The sequence below is a fragment of the Phyllobacterium myrsinacearum genome (genome assembly GCF_002980555.1).
GTDB classification, from domain to species: domain Bacteria; phylum Pseudomonadota; class Alphaproteobacteria; order Rhizobiales; family Rhizobiaceae; genus Phyllobacterium; species Phyllobacterium myrsinacearum.
Window position 1 is genome coordinate 234,140 of the sequence record NZ_PVBT01000001.1, and the last position, 13,107, is coordinate 247,246.

Annotated in this window: 16 protein-coding genes; 4 read left to right on the plus strand and 12 right to left on the minus strand. The window is 60.1% G+C overall.

Annotated elements, in window-relative coordinates; translation table 11 throughout:
- Nucleotides 1-5 precede the first annotated feature (5 nt).
- From C5750_RS01115 to C5750_RS01135, 5 genes are read right to left on the minus strand one after another with little or no spacing between them, the layout of a single operon-like run.
- The gene (locus C5750_RS01115) at nucleotides 6-476 is read right to left on the minus strand and encodes a MaoC family dehydratase (RefSeq protein ID WP_105732030.1); all 471 of its coding nucleotides are present in this window, start codon (nucleotides 474-476) and stop codon (nucleotides 6-8) included.
- Nucleotides 473-943 (minus strand): MaoC family dehydratase, encoded by a 471-nt coding sequence (locus C5750_RS01120; RefSeq protein WP_105732031.1) that lies wholly within the window; start codon nucleotides 941-943, stop codon nucleotides 473-475. The genes C5750_RS01115 and C5750_RS01120 overlap by 4 nt, the downstream gene beginning before the upstream one ends.
- 50 nt (nucleotides 944-993) lie before the next feature.
- The gene (ychF, locus tag C5750_RS01125) at nucleotides 994-2,097 is read right to left on the minus strand and encodes a redox-regulated ATPase YchF (protein WP_105732032.1); all 1,104 of its coding nucleotides are present in this window, start codon (nucleotides 2,095-2,097) and stop codon (nucleotides 994-996) included.
- A 12-nt stretch (nucleotides 2,098-2,109) separates the two neighbouring features.
- Nucleotides 2,110-2,823 (minus strand): aminoacyl-tRNA hydrolase, encoded by a 714-nt coding sequence (gene pth / locus C5750_RS01130; protein ID WP_105732033.1) that lies wholly within the window; start codon nucleotides 2,821-2,823, stop codon nucleotides 2,110-2,112.
- Nucleotides 2,824-2,849: 26 nt separating this feature from the next.
- Complete coding sequence (locus C5750_RS01135) at nucleotides 2,850-3,488, minus strand: 50S ribosomal protein L25/general stress protein Ctc (RefSeq protein ID WP_105732034.1); 639 nt, start codon at nucleotides 3,486-3,488, stop codon at nucleotides 2,850-2,852.
- A gap of 272 nt (nucleotides 3,489-3,760) precedes the next feature.
- Here C5750_RS01135 and chrA point away from each other — a divergent pair, with 272 nt between their 5' ends.
- On the plus strand, nucleotides 3,761-5,068 hold the full coding sequence (gene chrA, locus C5750_RS01145) for a chromate efflux transporter (RefSeq protein WP_105732036.1): 1,308 nt from the start codon (nucleotides 3,761-3,763) through the stop codon (nucleotides 5,066-5,068).
- On the opposite strand, the gene C5750_RS01150 is transcribed toward chrA, so the two are convergent.
- From C5750_RS01150 to lgt, 6 genes are all read right to left on the minus strand, one after another.
- A complete protein-coding gene (locus C5750_RS01150) occupies nucleotides 5,065-5,997 on the minus strand; it encodes a ribose-phosphate pyrophosphokinase (protein WP_105732037.1) in 933 nt (310 codons plus the stop codon). The genes chrA and C5750_RS01150 overlap by 4 nt on opposite strands.
- A 133-nt stretch (nucleotides 5,998-6,130) precedes the next feature.
- Nucleotides 6,131-6,721: a hypothetical protein gene (locus C5750_RS01155; protein WP_245420951.1), complete on the minus strand. Its 591-nt coding sequence runs from the start codon at nucleotides 6,719-6,721 to the stop codon at nucleotides 6,131-6,133.
- Nucleotides 6,722-6,790: 69 nt separating this feature from the next.
- Entirely contained in the window at nucleotides 6,791-7,942 is a 1,152-nt protein-coding gene (locus tag C5750_RS01160) for a M24 family metallopeptidase (RefSeq protein ID WP_105732039.1), read from the minus strand.
- A complete protein-coding gene (pgeF, locus tag C5750_RS01165) occupies nucleotides 7,942-8,739 on the minus strand; it encodes a peptidoglycan editing factor PgeF (protein ID WP_105732040.1) in 798 nt (265 codons plus the stop codon). The genes C5750_RS01160 and pgeF overlap by 1 nt, the downstream gene beginning before the upstream one ends.
- 66 nt (nucleotides 8,740-8,805) lie before the next feature.
- Nucleotides 8,806-9,888: a class I SAM-dependent methyltransferase gene (locus C5750_RS01170; RefSeq protein ID WP_105732041.1), complete on the minus strand. Its 1,083-nt coding sequence runs from the start codon at nucleotides 9,886-9,888 to the stop codon at nucleotides 8,806-8,808.
- The gene (gene lgt, locus C5750_RS01175; protein WP_105733049.1) at nucleotides 9,885-10,736 is read right to left on the minus strand and encodes a prolipoprotein diacylglyceryl transferase; all 852 of its coding nucleotides are present in this window, start codon (nucleotides 10,734-10,736) and stop codon (nucleotides 9,885-9,887) included. The genes C5750_RS01170 and lgt overlap by 4 nt, the downstream gene beginning before the upstream one ends.
- A 162-nt stretch (nucleotides 10,737-10,898) precedes the next feature.
- On the opposite strand from lgt, the gene C5750_RS01180 reads away from it, so the two are divergent.
- The 3 genes from C5750_RS01180 (at nucleotide 10,899) to C5750_RS01190 (ending at nucleotide 12,581) form a co-directional block, all read left to right on the plus strand.
- Nucleotides 10,899-11,222, plus strand: a complete 324-nt coding sequence (locus C5750_RS01180; RefSeq protein WP_105732042.1) for an accessory factor UbiK family protein — start codon at nucleotides 10,899-10,901, stop codon at nucleotides 11,220-11,222.
- A gap of 487 nt (nucleotides 11,223-11,709) precedes the next feature.
- Nucleotides 11,710-12,210 (plus strand): type III secretion system chaperone family protein, encoded by a 501-nt coding sequence (locus tag C5750_RS01185; protein WP_091877999.1) that lies wholly within the window; start codon nucleotides 11,710-11,712, stop codon nucleotides 12,208-12,210.
- A 35-nt stretch (nucleotides 12,211-12,245) separates the two neighbouring features.
- Nucleotides 12,246-12,581, plus strand: coding sequence for a tRNA-binding protein (locus tag C5750_RS01190; RefSeq protein WP_105732043.1), 336 nt, complete (start codon nucleotides 12,246-12,248; stop codon nucleotides 12,579-12,581).
- Nucleotides 12,582-12,590: 9 nt separating this feature from the next.
- Here C5750_RS01190 and C5750_RS01195 read toward each other — a convergent pair whose 3' ends face one another.
- Nucleotides 12,591-12,899 (minus strand): helix-turn-helix domain-containing protein, encoded by a 309-nt coding sequence (locus tag C5750_RS01195; protein ID WP_105732044.1) that lies wholly within the window; start codon nucleotides 12,897-12,899, stop codon nucleotides 12,591-12,593.
- Nucleotides 12,900-13,107: the final 208 nt, after the last annotated feature.

Below are 13,107 nucleotides of genomic sequence, written 5' to 3' on the forward strand. Positions count from 1 at the left end.
CGTTACTAGGCTAATCCTATCAACGCGGCGCTGTTGAACTCCAGGACCTTCTGTTCGTTCTGGTTATAGGCCGCTGATGACATCTGCATCATCGCCCAGCCTGGGCGCGATTGCAGCGCGCGAAACCCGTTCAATGTCCGGGTGAAGCGGATCGTATCGCCGGCATAGACCGGCTTCAGCCATTTCAGGTCTTCAAAGCCGGGCGAGGGGCCGAATTGCGGCGGCGTTTCGCCCCGCTGCATGGCCGCCTTGACCTGGCGTTTCATGTCCTCGACATTCAGCCGCATCCAGATGGCCGTCGTGTGCCAGCCGGAGGCGCACAGCGCCCCGAAATTGCTGTGCCTGGCCGCTTCGGGATCGACGTGAAAACGCTGCGGATCGTATTTCCTGGCAAAGGTGACGATCTCTTCCGCGGTGAATGTGTGCGAGCCGAGATCGCGTTCGATCCCGATAAGGGCGTTGAGGGCTGCGCTCATGCTGCGGCGGGCTCCCGCAATGTGAACATGCCGGTGTTCTGCAGTTCGCAGACCACCTCGCCATGCTGGTTGGAGATGGCGTGGTGCAGCACGATGAAGCCGAGGTCCGGCTTGGATTTGGACACCCGCCGTTCGATGACCGTGCTCTTGCCGGTCAGCGTGTCTCCGGCAAGAACCGGCTTTTTCCACTTGGCGTAGTCGATGCCCGGCGCACCCTGCGACGTGGAATCGAGAAGATAGGCATCGCACATCATGCGCATGAACATGCAGACTGTGTGCCAGCCGGAGGCGGCAAGGCCGCCAAGAATGCTGGCCTTGCCCGCAGCCTCGTCCAGATGGAAGGGCTGGGGGTCGAACTGCGTGGCGAAATCGATGATCTCGCTGGCTTCGACGGATTTCGCGGGCAGCGGCCATTCGCTGCCAACCGTGAAATCCTCATAGGCATATCGGGGGGTATCGTTGCTCATGCCATCATAATAGGCATGAGCGCATTTGGTTCAAGAGGCAGAAGCGCGTCTTATGTGTTGAAACGGAACAGCATGATATCGCCGTCCTGCACCACATATTCCTTGCCTTCGTCGCGCGCCTTGCCCGCTTCCTTGGCGGCCACTTCGCCGCCGAGGGTGACATAGTCATTGTAGGCGATGGTCTGCGCGCGGATGAAGCCGCGCTCGAAATCCGTGTGGATGACGCCGGCGGCCTGCGGTGCCTTAGAACCGCGTTCAACGGTCCAGGCGCGGGCTTCCTTCGGCCCCACGGTGAAATAGGTGATCAGGTGCAGAAGCTTGTAACCCGCGCGGATCAGGCGATCGAGACCCGGCTCGTCCAGGTTCATCGCGTCGAGATATTCCTTGGCTTCTTCATCCGGCAGCTGTGCAACCTCGGCTTCGATGGCAGCGGAGATGGTGACCGTCTCGGCGCCCTGGGCCGTTGCCATTTCCTCGACGGCTTCCGTGTGTTCGTTGCCGGTTGCCGCATCGCTTTCCGCGACATTGCAGACGTAAAGCACCGGCTTTGAAGTCAGGAGATTGAGGCCCTGCAGAATGAGGAGGTCTTCAGGTGCGATGCCGTTCAGCATGAAGCGGACCGGCTTGCCGCCCTGCAGCAGGGAGAGTGCCTGTTCCATGACGGGAAGAACGGTAAGGGCTTCCTTGTCCTTGACGCCAGCGCGCTTGCGAAACTGAACGATGCGGCGTTCAAGACTGTCAAGGTCGGAAAGCATCAGTTCCGTCTCGACGGTTTCAGCGTCGGAGACGGGATCGATCCGGCCTTCCACATGGGTGATGTCGTCATCTTCAAAGCAGCGCAGGACGTGCACCACGGCGTCGACTTCGCGGATATTGGCGAGGAACTGGTTGCCGAGGCCTTCACCCTTGGATGCACCGCGCACAAGGCCGGCGATATCGACAAAGCTGATGCGGGTCGGGACGATGTTGGCGGATTTGCCGATCTTGGCGATGGCCTGCAGGCGCGGGTCGGGCACGGCAACTTCGCCGGTGTTCGGCTCGATGGTGCAGAACGGATAGTTCGCAGCCTGCGCGGCAGCTGTCTTGGTCAAGGCGTTGAAAAGCGTCGATTTGCCGACATTGGGCAAGCCAACGATGCCGCATTTGAAACCCATAATCTGCGATCCTTATTCTTTCTTGCCGAAGAGCTTGTTCAGCATGTCGGCCATCGGGCCGGTTTTTGGAATGGTGACGGTCGGCTTGGCCGGACGCGCCTGCCGGATATGGCTTTGACCCGCCGGTTTTGCAACGGGTTTCGGTTCGCTCCTGTGGCCGCTGCCGGTGGCGAGCGCCACGCGGTTCATGAACCCGGCATCGTCCTTCTTGACGAGCAAACCCGTATTGTCGGCGATGGCCCCGAGAATGGGCTCGACCCATTCACCGTCCGCCTTGGAAAAATTGCCGAGGACATGGTGCGTCACCATCTCCTTGACGCCGGGATGACCGATCCCGACACGAATGCGCCGGTAATCCTTGCCGCAATGCGCATCGATGGACTTGATGCCGTTGTGCCCGCCCGAACCGCCGCCCGTTTTCACGCGCAGCTTGCCCGGCGGCAAATCCAGTTCGTCATAGATGACGACGAGATCGTCCAGCGCCAGCTTGTAGAAGCGCATGGCCTCGCCAACGGACTGGCCGGACAGATTCATGAAGGTCTGTGGCTTGATCAGAATGACCTTTTCGCCGTCGATCGTGCCATCGGCGATCAGGGCCTGGAACTTCTTGGTCCAGGGAGAAAAACGATGGCGACGGTGTATTTCATCCGCCGCCATGAAACCGATATTATGCCGGTTTGCAGCATATTGGGAGCCGGGATTGCCAAGACCTGCGATGAGCAGCACGGTGCCATAGCTCCCAATAGAGACGATTACTCGCCGTCTTTTTCTGCCGTTTCAGTGGTCTCGGCTGCTGCCTCAACGGTCTCGTCTTCTGCAGCGAGAACAGCCGGAGCGGCAATCGTGGCAATGGTGAAGTCACGATCGTGGATAACCGATGTTACGCCCTTCGGCAGTGCAACAGCGGAAATGTGGATCGAGTCACCGATCTGCAGGCCGGTCAGATCGATTTCGATCGCATCCGGAATTGCATTTGCCGGGGCATGCAGTTCGACATCGTGACGAACGATGTTGAGAACGCCGCCGCGCTTGATGCCTGGGGACAGTTCTTCGTTGAGGAAGTGAACAGGGACGTTCACGTTCACAACCGACTTTGCCGACACACGCAGGAAGTCAACATGCACTGGCTTGTCGCTGACCGGATCAAGCTGGAAGTCCTTGGGAAGGACCTGAATAGATTTGCCATCCAGCTGGATGTTCGCGATCGTCGTCTTGAAGCCGCCGCCGTGAATCTTGTAGTAGAGTGTCTTGTAGTCGAGGGTAATCGAGATTGGTGCCTGCTTGTCACCATAGATGACTGCTGGCACTTTACCGTTGCGGCGAAGTTCCCGGGAGGACCCCTTACCAACCCGTTCGCGCGCCTCGGCCTTGAGCTCGTATGCTTCGCTCATGGCATTTCCTTTCGAGGTTCAAATCTGGAGTGTTTTCCGGGTTGTCTGCAAGGATAGCCCAAAAAACATGAAGCGGTCGCATGGCCATCCGGAACCGGATGAAATGACCGCCCCATTCCGCGTTGCCTCCAAGGGTGTCTACGCGGATGGCGGCTCTATAACGGAAAGAGACGCCATGTGCAAGTTTGTTGCTTGACCGGCATGGCGGGAAAGTCTGTCATTCCACCGTTACAGGCGCTGTTTAGGGCGGGAAAACAAAACAAGGGCGAACAATGGCCGGGACAATAGCGCTGGAACAGCAAAAAATCGAGGCGCGCGACGCGTTTTATACCTTCGGCAAGATCGGCCTCCTGTCCTTTGGCGGTCCCGCCGGGCAGATCGCGATGATGCACCGGATGCTGGTCGATGAAAGAAAGTGGATCAGCGAGGAACGCTTCCTGCATGCGCTGAATTTCTGCATGCTGCTGCCCGGACCCGAAGCAATGCAGCTTGCCACCTATCTCGGCTGGCTGTTTCACGGGGTGAGGGGCGGCGTTGTCGCCGGGCTTCTGTTTATCCTGCCGGGCGCGTGCGTGATGCTGGCGCTGTCGGCGCTCTATGTCAGTTTCGGGCAGGTGCCTGTTGTCGAGGGGCTGCTGTTCGGTCTGAAAGCGGCGGTGCTGGCAATCGTGCTCGAAGCCCTGATCAAGGTCGGCAAGCGCGCCCTGACCGACTATCCCGCCTATGGTATCGCTGTTTGCGCGTTTGTCGCCATTGCCCTTATCAAGATGCCGTTCCCGCTGGTCATCCTGATCGCCGGGCTTTTCGGTTTCGCGCGCTATCGCCTGACCAACAGATTACCCCCGTCATTGCCGGAGGCAAGCCTTGCTGAACCTGCGGCGCGCGGCGCTTTCCAGTCCGCCATGGTGTGGACCATGCTCTGGCTGGGACCGCTTGTGCTCCTGGTGGCGGGGCCGGGGCAAAGCAATGTCTTTGCCGCCGAAGCAGCGTTCTTCTCCAAGATGGCGGTGGTCACCTTCGGCGGCGCCTATGCGGTTCTTGCCTATGTGGCGCAGCAGGCCGTGGACTATTACGGCTGGCTGAAGCCCGACGAAATGCTCACCGGTCTCGGTCTTGCGGAAACCACGCCCGGACCGCTGATCCTGGTGCTGGCCTTTGTCGGTTTCGTCGGCGGTGCGCGCCTGTCCGGCTTCGATCCGCTCACCGGCGGGCTGCTCGGCGGGCTGACGGCACTGTGGTTCACCTTTGCGCCGTGTTTTCTCTGGATTTTTGCCGGTGCACCCTTTGTCGAGCGGCTGCGCCATGTCGGCTGGCTGAAGGCCTCGCTGGCGGCAATTACCGCCGCCGTCGTCGGTGTCATCGCCAATCTTGCCGTGTGGTTCGGCCTGCATGTGCTGTTTGGCGCTTTTCAGGAAAGGCTGGTTGGGCCGCTGCATCTGCCGCTGCTGGACCTCGCCGCCTTTGACTGGGCGGCGGCGGCCATAGCATCGGGGGCGGCAGTCGCACTGATTGCGCTGCGCCTGAACATGCTTGTTGTGCTGGGACTGGCGGCGCTGGCCGGTATCCTGCTCCGGCTCTAATCGAACAGGCTGGAAACAGACTCTTCCGCTGCCGTGCGCGAAACCGCTTCGCCGATCAGGTCGGAAATCGACAGGACGCGAATGTTGTGCGCCGCTTCGATGGCCGGTGTCGGCTGGATGGAGTCGGTGATCACCAGTTCCTTCAGCTTCGAGCTGGTGATGCGGGCAACCGCGCCGCCGGAGAGTACACCGTGGGTGATGTAGGCGGTGACGCTGGTGGCCCCCTTGGCGAGGAGGGCCTCGGCCGCATTGCACAATGTGCCACCGGAATCGACGATGTCGTCGAACAGCAGACAATCCTTGCCGCTGACTTCACCAATGACGTTCATGACTTCCGACTCGCCGGGACGGTCGCGGCGCTTGTCGACGATGGCGAGCTGCGCGTCGATGCGCTTGGCCAGTGAGCGGGCGCGGACCACACCGCCGACGTCTGGTGATACGACCATGACATTCGACGTGCCGTAATGGGTGCGGACATCACTGGCGATAACGGGAACCGCATAGAGATTGTCGGTCGGGATATCGAAGAAACCCTGAATCTGGCCGGCGTGCAGATCAAGTGTCAGCACGCGGTTTGCACCGGCTTCGGTGATCAGATTGGCCACCAGCTTGGCGGAGATCGGCGTACGCGGACCGGCCTTGCGGTCCTGGCGGGCATAACCGAAATAGGGAAGGACTGCGGTGATGCGCTTCGCCGAGGAGCGGCGGAAAGCATCGATCATGATGAGCAGTTCCATCAGGTGATCATTTGCCGGGAAGGATGTCGACTGCATGACGAAGACGTCTTCGCCGCGCACATTTTCCTGGATCTCGACAAATATCTCCTGATCGGCGAAGCGCCGGACGCTGGCCTTTCCAAGCGGAATATTGAGATATTTGGCGACAGATTCAGCGAGAACGCGATTGGAATTGCCCGCGAATAGTTTCATGCCCGTATTTTCCCCGGTGCCAGCCAAGTGAAGGATATGCCGGGCCTTTTACTGTGCCTGACGCACATTGCAAGCGGGCAAGGCAGATTCATGCACAGTTCCTCGCAATTATCCCGTCAAACGCGTAAATATGTCACGTCTTGGCGCCGGATACCCATTTCAGATAGCCGTCGATGGCCTTGTCGGCGATTGATTCCATCACCTTCGGCGGTACGGTGCTCCAGGGATCGGTGCCGTTGCCGGGGACGATTTCCTGTCCCTGGATGCGGTGAAGCCGGGTTCCCGCGGGATCGAGCACGTCCCAGACATAGATGATCGTCGTCTGGTTGCCGTCGGGCAGGGCGGAGAAATAGCCCTTCATGATATGCGTGTTGTCGGTATCGGCGGCGGTGCCGAGCACAATGCCCTTGGCCTTGGCCAGCGCCGAAAGACGTTGCGACAAAGGTGTGGCGGCGGCAATCGGGGCGCCGACGATCGGGGCGAAGCGCAGTTTTGCCGTGCGGGACACGCCCGGCTGCGCTGCGCCCGATGCCACGGCGGTGCCTGCGGGCGCCGTGGTTCCCGGCTGAGCCGCTGGCGCGGGTGCCCCCGGCGCGGCGGCCGTACCCTGCGCTGCCGGAAGGTCTTTCTTTGTTACGCCCATCGGCGATTCAGCACTGTTGCAGGCGCTGAGGCCAAGAGCCGCCAGCACCGCGCAGGTATAGGTCAGTGATTTGCGAGACATCATCTTTGGTCTAACCCCATCATGAGCCACAGTTGTGCCATCTCGAAAAAACGAAAGCTGACAAAAGTTTTATTTCACGATCAAGTCAAGAGGTTGGCGCGAAAGTGGCTCGGCAGCACCGTTGGTCGTGAGATAGGTCCGGCCCAATGTCATGGCCGTACCGCTGTCGGAATCCATGATGATCATATGGGCAAAAAGCGTCATGTCTGGCTGTATCCGCTCCGGGTTGCCCGCATAGAACATCGGCATATCCATCCACGAGGGTGTAAAGCGTGCGCCCTGGGAGTAACCGCAGGCATTGAGCCGGTGCCGCGTCAGGTCATGGGCCTCCATCACCCGGGAATGGGCGTCAAAGACATCACCGAAAGTTGATGCCGGAGTCATCGCTTCTTCAACTGCCTCAAGCGCCTCGCGGGCGGCGTCATAAAGCTCCAGATGGCGTTTCGACGCCTTGCCGGTCAGAACGGTGCGCATCATTGCCGCGTGGTAGTGGCGATAGACGCCGGCCCATTCCAGTGTGAGCTGGTCGTTCTTGGTCAGCTTGCGCCGCCCGGCCTTGTACCGGCACAGCAGGGCATCTTCACCCGAACCGATGATGAATTCATTGGCCGGATAGTCGCCGCCGCCGGCAAAGATGGCGCCCTGCATCGCCGCGAGGATGGCGCCTTCGTCAGCTCCCGCCTTGATGAGCTTGAGCGCCGCATCCAGCGCCTCGTCGCCAAGTTCGGCCGCCTTGCGGCTATAGGCGATCTCGGCCGGGCTTTTCAGCACGCGCAGCCTGTCGACAAGACCGGATGCGTCGACGATCTGGCCAAAGGCAGCGAGTTGCTCATCGAGCTTGCGGCCATTGGCGGCGGTCAGGCCGTGGGTCTGGTATTCCACGCCGATGCGTTTGCCGAGCAGGTCGAGATCGTTGAGGAGTTCGCGCAGATCCGCTGCCGGATTGGCATTGTCGCGGTCGGCCCAGATCACGATGTTGTCGATGTTCGACGTCTGGCGCGCCTGGCGCAAATCCGCCGAACGGGTCATCAGCACCTGGCTGCCATCGGACTTGACGACGAGACACTGGAAGAAGCAGAAGCCGAACGTGTCATAGCCGGTCAGCCAGTACATGCTTTCCTGTGCGAAGAGCAGAATGGCATCCAGCTTCTGCTCGGCCATCACCATCATCAGGCGGTCGCGGCGTGCCGCAAATTCCTCGGGCTCGAAATGAAGGGCCATCATTGTTCCTCTAGAATGGTGATCGCCGAGATCTGGCGACCATAGTCCGGTTCCTTGCGATGGGTGGTGCGCCGGTAGGAGAAAAACTGCTCCTCCTCGGCATAGGTGCATTTCTCAAGTGCCGTGGCATTCACCCCGGCATTGCGCAGCCGCATGGTGATGAAAGCCCACAGATCGAACATCTTGTGGTTTTCCTTGACGGAGTCGCGGAAAAAACGGGTGTAGGACGGGTCGGTTCCGGTGAACTGATCATAGAATTCGGCGCCGACCTCGTAGTTGTCGGGGCCGATCGTTGGTCCCAGCACCGCCTGGATGCCGTCGCGTTTCGCACCGAGCGCAATCATTGCATCGATGGTGTTCTCCAGCACGCCGCCAAGGGCGCCGCGCCAGCCCGCATGGGCCGCGCCGATGATTTTCGCATCGCGGTCGGCAAACAGGATCGGGCCGCAATCGGCCGACAGCGCGCCGATGACAATGCCGGGTGTCGCCGTCACCATGGCGTCGGCCTTGGGCCGCTCGCCGGTGAGAGGCGCCGTGACCGTGATGACATCGGGCGAATGCACCTGATGCACGGTGACGAGATGGGAAAGGTCGGCTCCCAGCGCGCTGGCCACGCGCCTGCGGTTTTCCCTGACATGGTCCTGATTGTCGTTGGAGCCGCTGCCGACATTCAATCCGGCGTAGATACCTGTGGAAACACCGCCGATACGGGTGAAGAACCCGTGAGCGATTCGATCTTTCTCGGGAGACCCCAGCAGGGAAGCGTGCAGCGCTACTGGTTTTTCAGACGTGATCATGCCGGATTGCTCTTTCTCAAGGCTGCGGATGGTGGTGGAGCATCGACGCGAAGTCAATTGCTTCCGTCATATGGATTCGAATGGAAACAAATGTGTGGCGGGGTCCGCGACGCAAAGCACCTTGAACAGCGTGCCCATTTGATCGGGGCCCGCCAACCGCTCGACATCGGCGCGGATCTGCTCCTGGAACGCCGCCGGCTTGCCGCGGCCAAGGGCGCCGGCGCGGTCGAGCAAGCCCATGGCGATGAGAAAATCTCCCTGCGTCATGGCATTGGCCGTGCAGCCTTCGGCGCGGGCGGATTGTGCCAGCATGGCAAAGTCCACATGGCTGGTCAGGTCGGCTTCGCCCGGTGCATCAAGCACATCCACGGATCGATGGCGGGCGAGCGCCTGCAGCGTATCGCCGAAACCCTGCTGCAGATGGCCGTAGTCGAAGAGCAGCGCCGCACCGCGCTCGCGGTGCAGGCGTTCGGCGATATGCTGCATCAGCGTGCTGCGTGCCGGTGCAATCTCGACAATGCTGCCGTCGGGCGCCGCGTCGTGTCCTGCGGGCAAAAGCGCGGTATCGATCGATCCGCTCCCCGCCGCAAATGCCAGGTTGCCGCTGTCGTCAGCCGTCACGACGCGGTCGACGAAACGCCTGCCGGATTTGACGTATTGGCGGGTGGGAATGGCGTCGAACAGCTCGTTGGCCAGCAGAACCAGCGGACCGGAGGGCAAATCGCCGAACTGCGCATGCCACTGGATTTCCAGGCCCGACGGCGCGAGTGTCTCTTTCTGGATCTGCACGAGGCGCGGGCTGATCTCGACCATGCGGATCTGTGCCGCCGCGATGAAATCCGGGGCAAGTTTTAATGCCGTGCGCAGCACGTCCTGCATCAGCGTGCCGCGTCCGGGCCCCATCTCGCACAGGACGAATGCGGCAGGCGATCCCAACGCCTGCCAGGCGCTGACACACCAGACGCCGGCAAGCTCGCCGAACATCTGGCTGACTTCCGGTGCGGTGATGAAATCACCCTCGCGGCCGAACGGTTCGCGCGTCGTGTAATAGCCCGCATCCGGATCGAACAGGCACATCGCCATATAGTCGGCAACGCTGATCGGGCCGCTCAGCCCGATCTGCCGGATGATGCGTTGTTTCAGTGTCATCGTCCGGTGGAGACTTCCGGGTTGCGGGCGGTCAGCAGTGCCCACAGGCCGACGAGCACCATGGGAACCGACAGGATCATGCCCATCGTCAGCCAGCCGCCATAGAGATAACCGAGCTGGGCATCCGGCTCGCGGAAGAACTCGACAAAGATGCGTGACAGGCCATAGCCGGTGATGAAGGCGCCGCCGATGAAGCGCGGGCTCTTCAGCTTGCGGCCGTAGAAGATCAGCAGTGCCAGGGTGGTGAACAGGACGATGCCTTCCAGCGCCGCCTCGTACAGCTGGCTCGGATGGCGGACGAACGGGCCGCCGGTCGGGAAGATCATGCCCCAGGGCACATCGGTGATGCGGCCCCAGAGTTCGCCATTGATGAAATTGGCGACACGCACCAGTCCAAGCCCGACGGGAACGCCCGCAGCGATGGTGTCGATCATGCTGAACACGTTGATCTTGCGCGAGCGGGCGAAGAGAATCATCGCCAGCGTGGTGCCGACCAACCCGCCATGGAAGGACATGCCGCCTTCCCAGACCTTGAAGATGTCGAAGGGGTGGCTGATGTAGCGGGCCAGATCGTAGAACAGGATATAGCCGATGCGTCCGCCCAGAACCACGCCGAGCGCCGCCCACAGCACGAAGTCGTCGAGATCGTTGGGCTTCATCGGCGGCGTGTTGTTGGCCCACAGGCGCGGCTTGCTGATGAGTCTCTTGCCGTACCACCAGGCGAAGAGAATGCCGACGACATAGCCAAGGCCATACCAGTGAACGGAGAACGGCCCGATGGAAAAGATCACCGGATCGATATTGGGAAATGCGATCGCGGCCATCGTCGGGACAAGTATTTCGCTCACAATAGGCACTCCGTCATCATCAGGTTCATCGGCGCGGACCATGCGCGAGGGCAGGAACAGCGTCAAGCCGCCTGTCCGGTAACATTTGCGCAATGATGACCTTCGCTTGCAATCGCCTGCCGCGGCGATTATTTGATGGGGAAAGCAACAGAGGTATCTGCCATGACCAATGGATCAAACCGCGTTCTTGATGAACTGGCCAAGCTCGTGACCGACGCTGCCGGTGCAGCGCAGGGCGTGCGCCGCGAAGTCGAAACCGCTTTCCGTGGGCAGGCTGAGCGGCTGCTCAACACCATGGACGTGGTGCAGCGCGAGGACTTCGAAGCGGTGCGCGAAATGGCCATCCGGGCCCGTGCCGAAAACACGGCGCTGCTTGCCCGTATCGAAGCGCTGGAAGCGCTCGTCGGCCACAGGGAAAAGCCCGCTGCCGATGCGGCCAAACCGGCAAAGACGGCAGCGTCCGGCACGCGCGCCAAGAAGGACTGACCGTCAAACGAATCGCAGTTTTGCAGGCCCATTGCCCCCGTCCGGGCAGTGGGCCTTTTGCATTTTTGACCGCTCGGGAATCGCGGATGCTTTCGGCGGCGCGCCCAGGCGCCGTTTTGCGGTGTTTTATCCGGCATATTCGCGCTGTCCCCAAAATAAATCTTAAGAAATTATCAACAGGTGGAAATCGCCGAAAATCGTTTTCTTAGAGTCAGTTAAAGGCTGGTCGTGAATCATTTTCATAACATCTGTCCACACCCATTCGCGCCATTTGGCCAAAAGGGGACTGGCGCTCGGACTCAGCATCAATACACTGAAATTACAGCATGATTCGTTTCGATGGTCATGCAGCGGGTAACAAGTTCATATCCGTGGTCCGGCTGGTGCGTACTGCCTGCCGGTGAGTTTTCAAGCGTTAAGTGTCCTTTGGGTGGGTGCGCTGTGCTCCCGCAGCGTCAGATGAGATTCGATTGAGCAGGTAATGGCGATGAGCCTTCTGGAAATAGAGATTGCGCGTGATTTGCATCCGGTCGATGTGATTGAACATGTGGCCCATGCCAATGAATGGGCTTTCGAGCGCACCGGGGACGACGAGATTGCCATTACGGTCGAGGGCAACTGGACCGATTACCAGATTTCCTTCTCGTGGATGGAAGATTTCGAGGCGCTGCATCTGGCCTGCGCCTTTGACATTGCGGTCAGCGAACCGCGCGTCAACGAAGTGATGCGATTGCTGTCGCTGATCAACGAGCAGCTGCTGATGGGGCATTTCGATCTGTGGCGCCAGGAGGGCGCGGTGATGTACCGCCAGTCGCTGCTTCTGTCGGGCGGTGCCGAACCGACGAGCAAGCAGGTGGAAGTGCTCCTGTCCAGTGCGCTGGATGCCTGCGAGACCTATTTCCAGGCGTTCCAGTTTGTTGTGTGGTCGGGCTCGACAGCGCGGGAATCGCTCGATAGCATTCTGTTCGAGACGGTCGGTTCGGCCTGATCTGAAGCATAGCGATATTGTTTGAGTTGAATGTGATGACCATCAGTTTCGATGATTTTGAGAAAGTGGATATCCGCGTCGGCACCATCGTCGAGGCGGAAACTTTTCCGGAAGCGCGCAAGCCGGCATTCAAACTCAAGATCGATTTCGGCCCGGAAATCGGGGTGAAGAAATCCTCCGCGCAGATCACCAAGCACCATACGCTGGACGAGCTGAAAGGCCGCCAGGTGATGGCAGTGGTCAATTTTCCGCCGCGCCAGATCGGCCCGTTCATGTCGGAAGTGCTGACCCTGGGTTTTCCGGACGCGGAGGGCGGCGTTGTTCTGGCTGCCATCAGCAAGCCGGTACCGAACGGCGGCAAGCTGTTCTAAGTTTGGAGCCTAGGCTGCGCGAAGCGCTTTCTCCACCGCGTCAGGCGACTCCTCGATGACCCTCAAAAGCAGGCGCCCGGCCGGATCGGGCTTGCGGCGCCCTTGCTCCCAGTTGTTCATGGTTGCAGCCGGAATACCAAAACGACGCTCAAAATCCTTGGTCGATCTGGCATAGCGCTTGCGAATCTCCTTGATCCGTTCAGGCGGCATGGGATCGATATTGATGGTCTCAAGCGCGATTTCACCGCGCTTCCACGCGAGAGCCTCTTGCAGCCCTTCAAGGAGGCTGTCGCCAAATTCGCTTTTTTTACTGGTCATCCTTGAGCTCCCTGAGCATTGTCAGTGCGGCCTTGCGCTGATCTGGCGTGAGGTCCGCCTGTTCTGATTTTCGGTAGGCGAAGAGTATGAGAGACGCCAAGCCGTTTCAAATCTTTGAGATAGCGTTTGGTGCGGACAATTTTCATGATCAATATTACGCCAATGGCGTAATATTTCAAGGGGAATTCCGCCATTTCCCCGGCGCCGT

Coding starts and splice junctions, on each gene's coding strand:
- C5750_RS01180 (WP_105732042.1), top strand. CDS start 10,899: ATGACCAATGGATCAAACCGCGTTCTTGATGAACTGGCCAAGCTCGTG.
- C5750_RS01170 (WP_105732041.1), bottom strand. CDS start 9,888: ATGACACTGAAACAACGCATCATCCGGCAGATCGGGCTGAGCGGCCCG.
- C5750_RS01135 (WP_105732034.1), bottom strand. CDS start 3,488: ATGAGCGAAGCATACGAGCTCAAGGCCGAGGCGCGCGAACGGGTTGGT.
- ychF (WP_105732032.1), bottom strand. CDS start 2,097: ATGGGTTTCAAATGCGGCATCGTTGGCTTGCCCAATGTCGGCAAATCG.
- pgeF (WP_105732040.1), bottom strand. CDS start 8,739: ATGATCACGTCTGAAAAACCAGTAGCGCTGCACGCTTCCCTGCTGGGG.
- C5750_RS01190 (WP_105732043.1), top strand. CDS start 12,246: ATGACCATCAGTTTCGATGATTTTGAGAAAGTGGATATCCGCGTCGGC.
- C5750_RS01150 (WP_105732037.1), bottom strand. CDS start 5,997: ATGAAACTATTCGCGGGCAATTCCAATCGCGTTCTCGCTGAATCTGTC.
- C5750_RS01195 (WP_105732044.1), bottom strand. CDS start 12,899: ATGACCAGTAAAAAAAGCGAATTTGGCGACAGCCTCCTTGAAGGGCTG.
- C5750_RS01155 (WP_245420951.1), bottom strand. CDS start 6,721: ATGTCTCGCAAATCACTGACCTATACCTGCGCGGTGCTGGCGGCTCTT.
- chrA (WP_105732036.1), top strand. CDS start 3,761: ATGGCCGGGACAATAGCGCTGGAACAGCAAAAAATCGAGGCGCGCGAC.
- C5750_RS01160 (WP_105732039.1), bottom strand. CDS start 7,942: ATGGCCCTTCATTTCGAGCCCGAGGAATTTGCGGCACGCCGCGACCGC.
- C5750_RS01185 (WP_091877999.1), top strand. CDS start 11,710: ATGAGCCTTCTGGAAATAGAGATTGCGCGTGATTTGCATCCGGTCGAT.
- C5750_RS01115 (WP_105732030.1), bottom strand. CDS start 476: ATGAGCGCAGCCCTCAACGCCCTTATCGGGATCGAACGCGATCTCGGC.
- C5750_RS01120 (WP_105732031.1), bottom strand. CDS start 943: ATGAGCAACGATACCCCCCGATATGCCTATGAGGATTTCACGGTTGGC.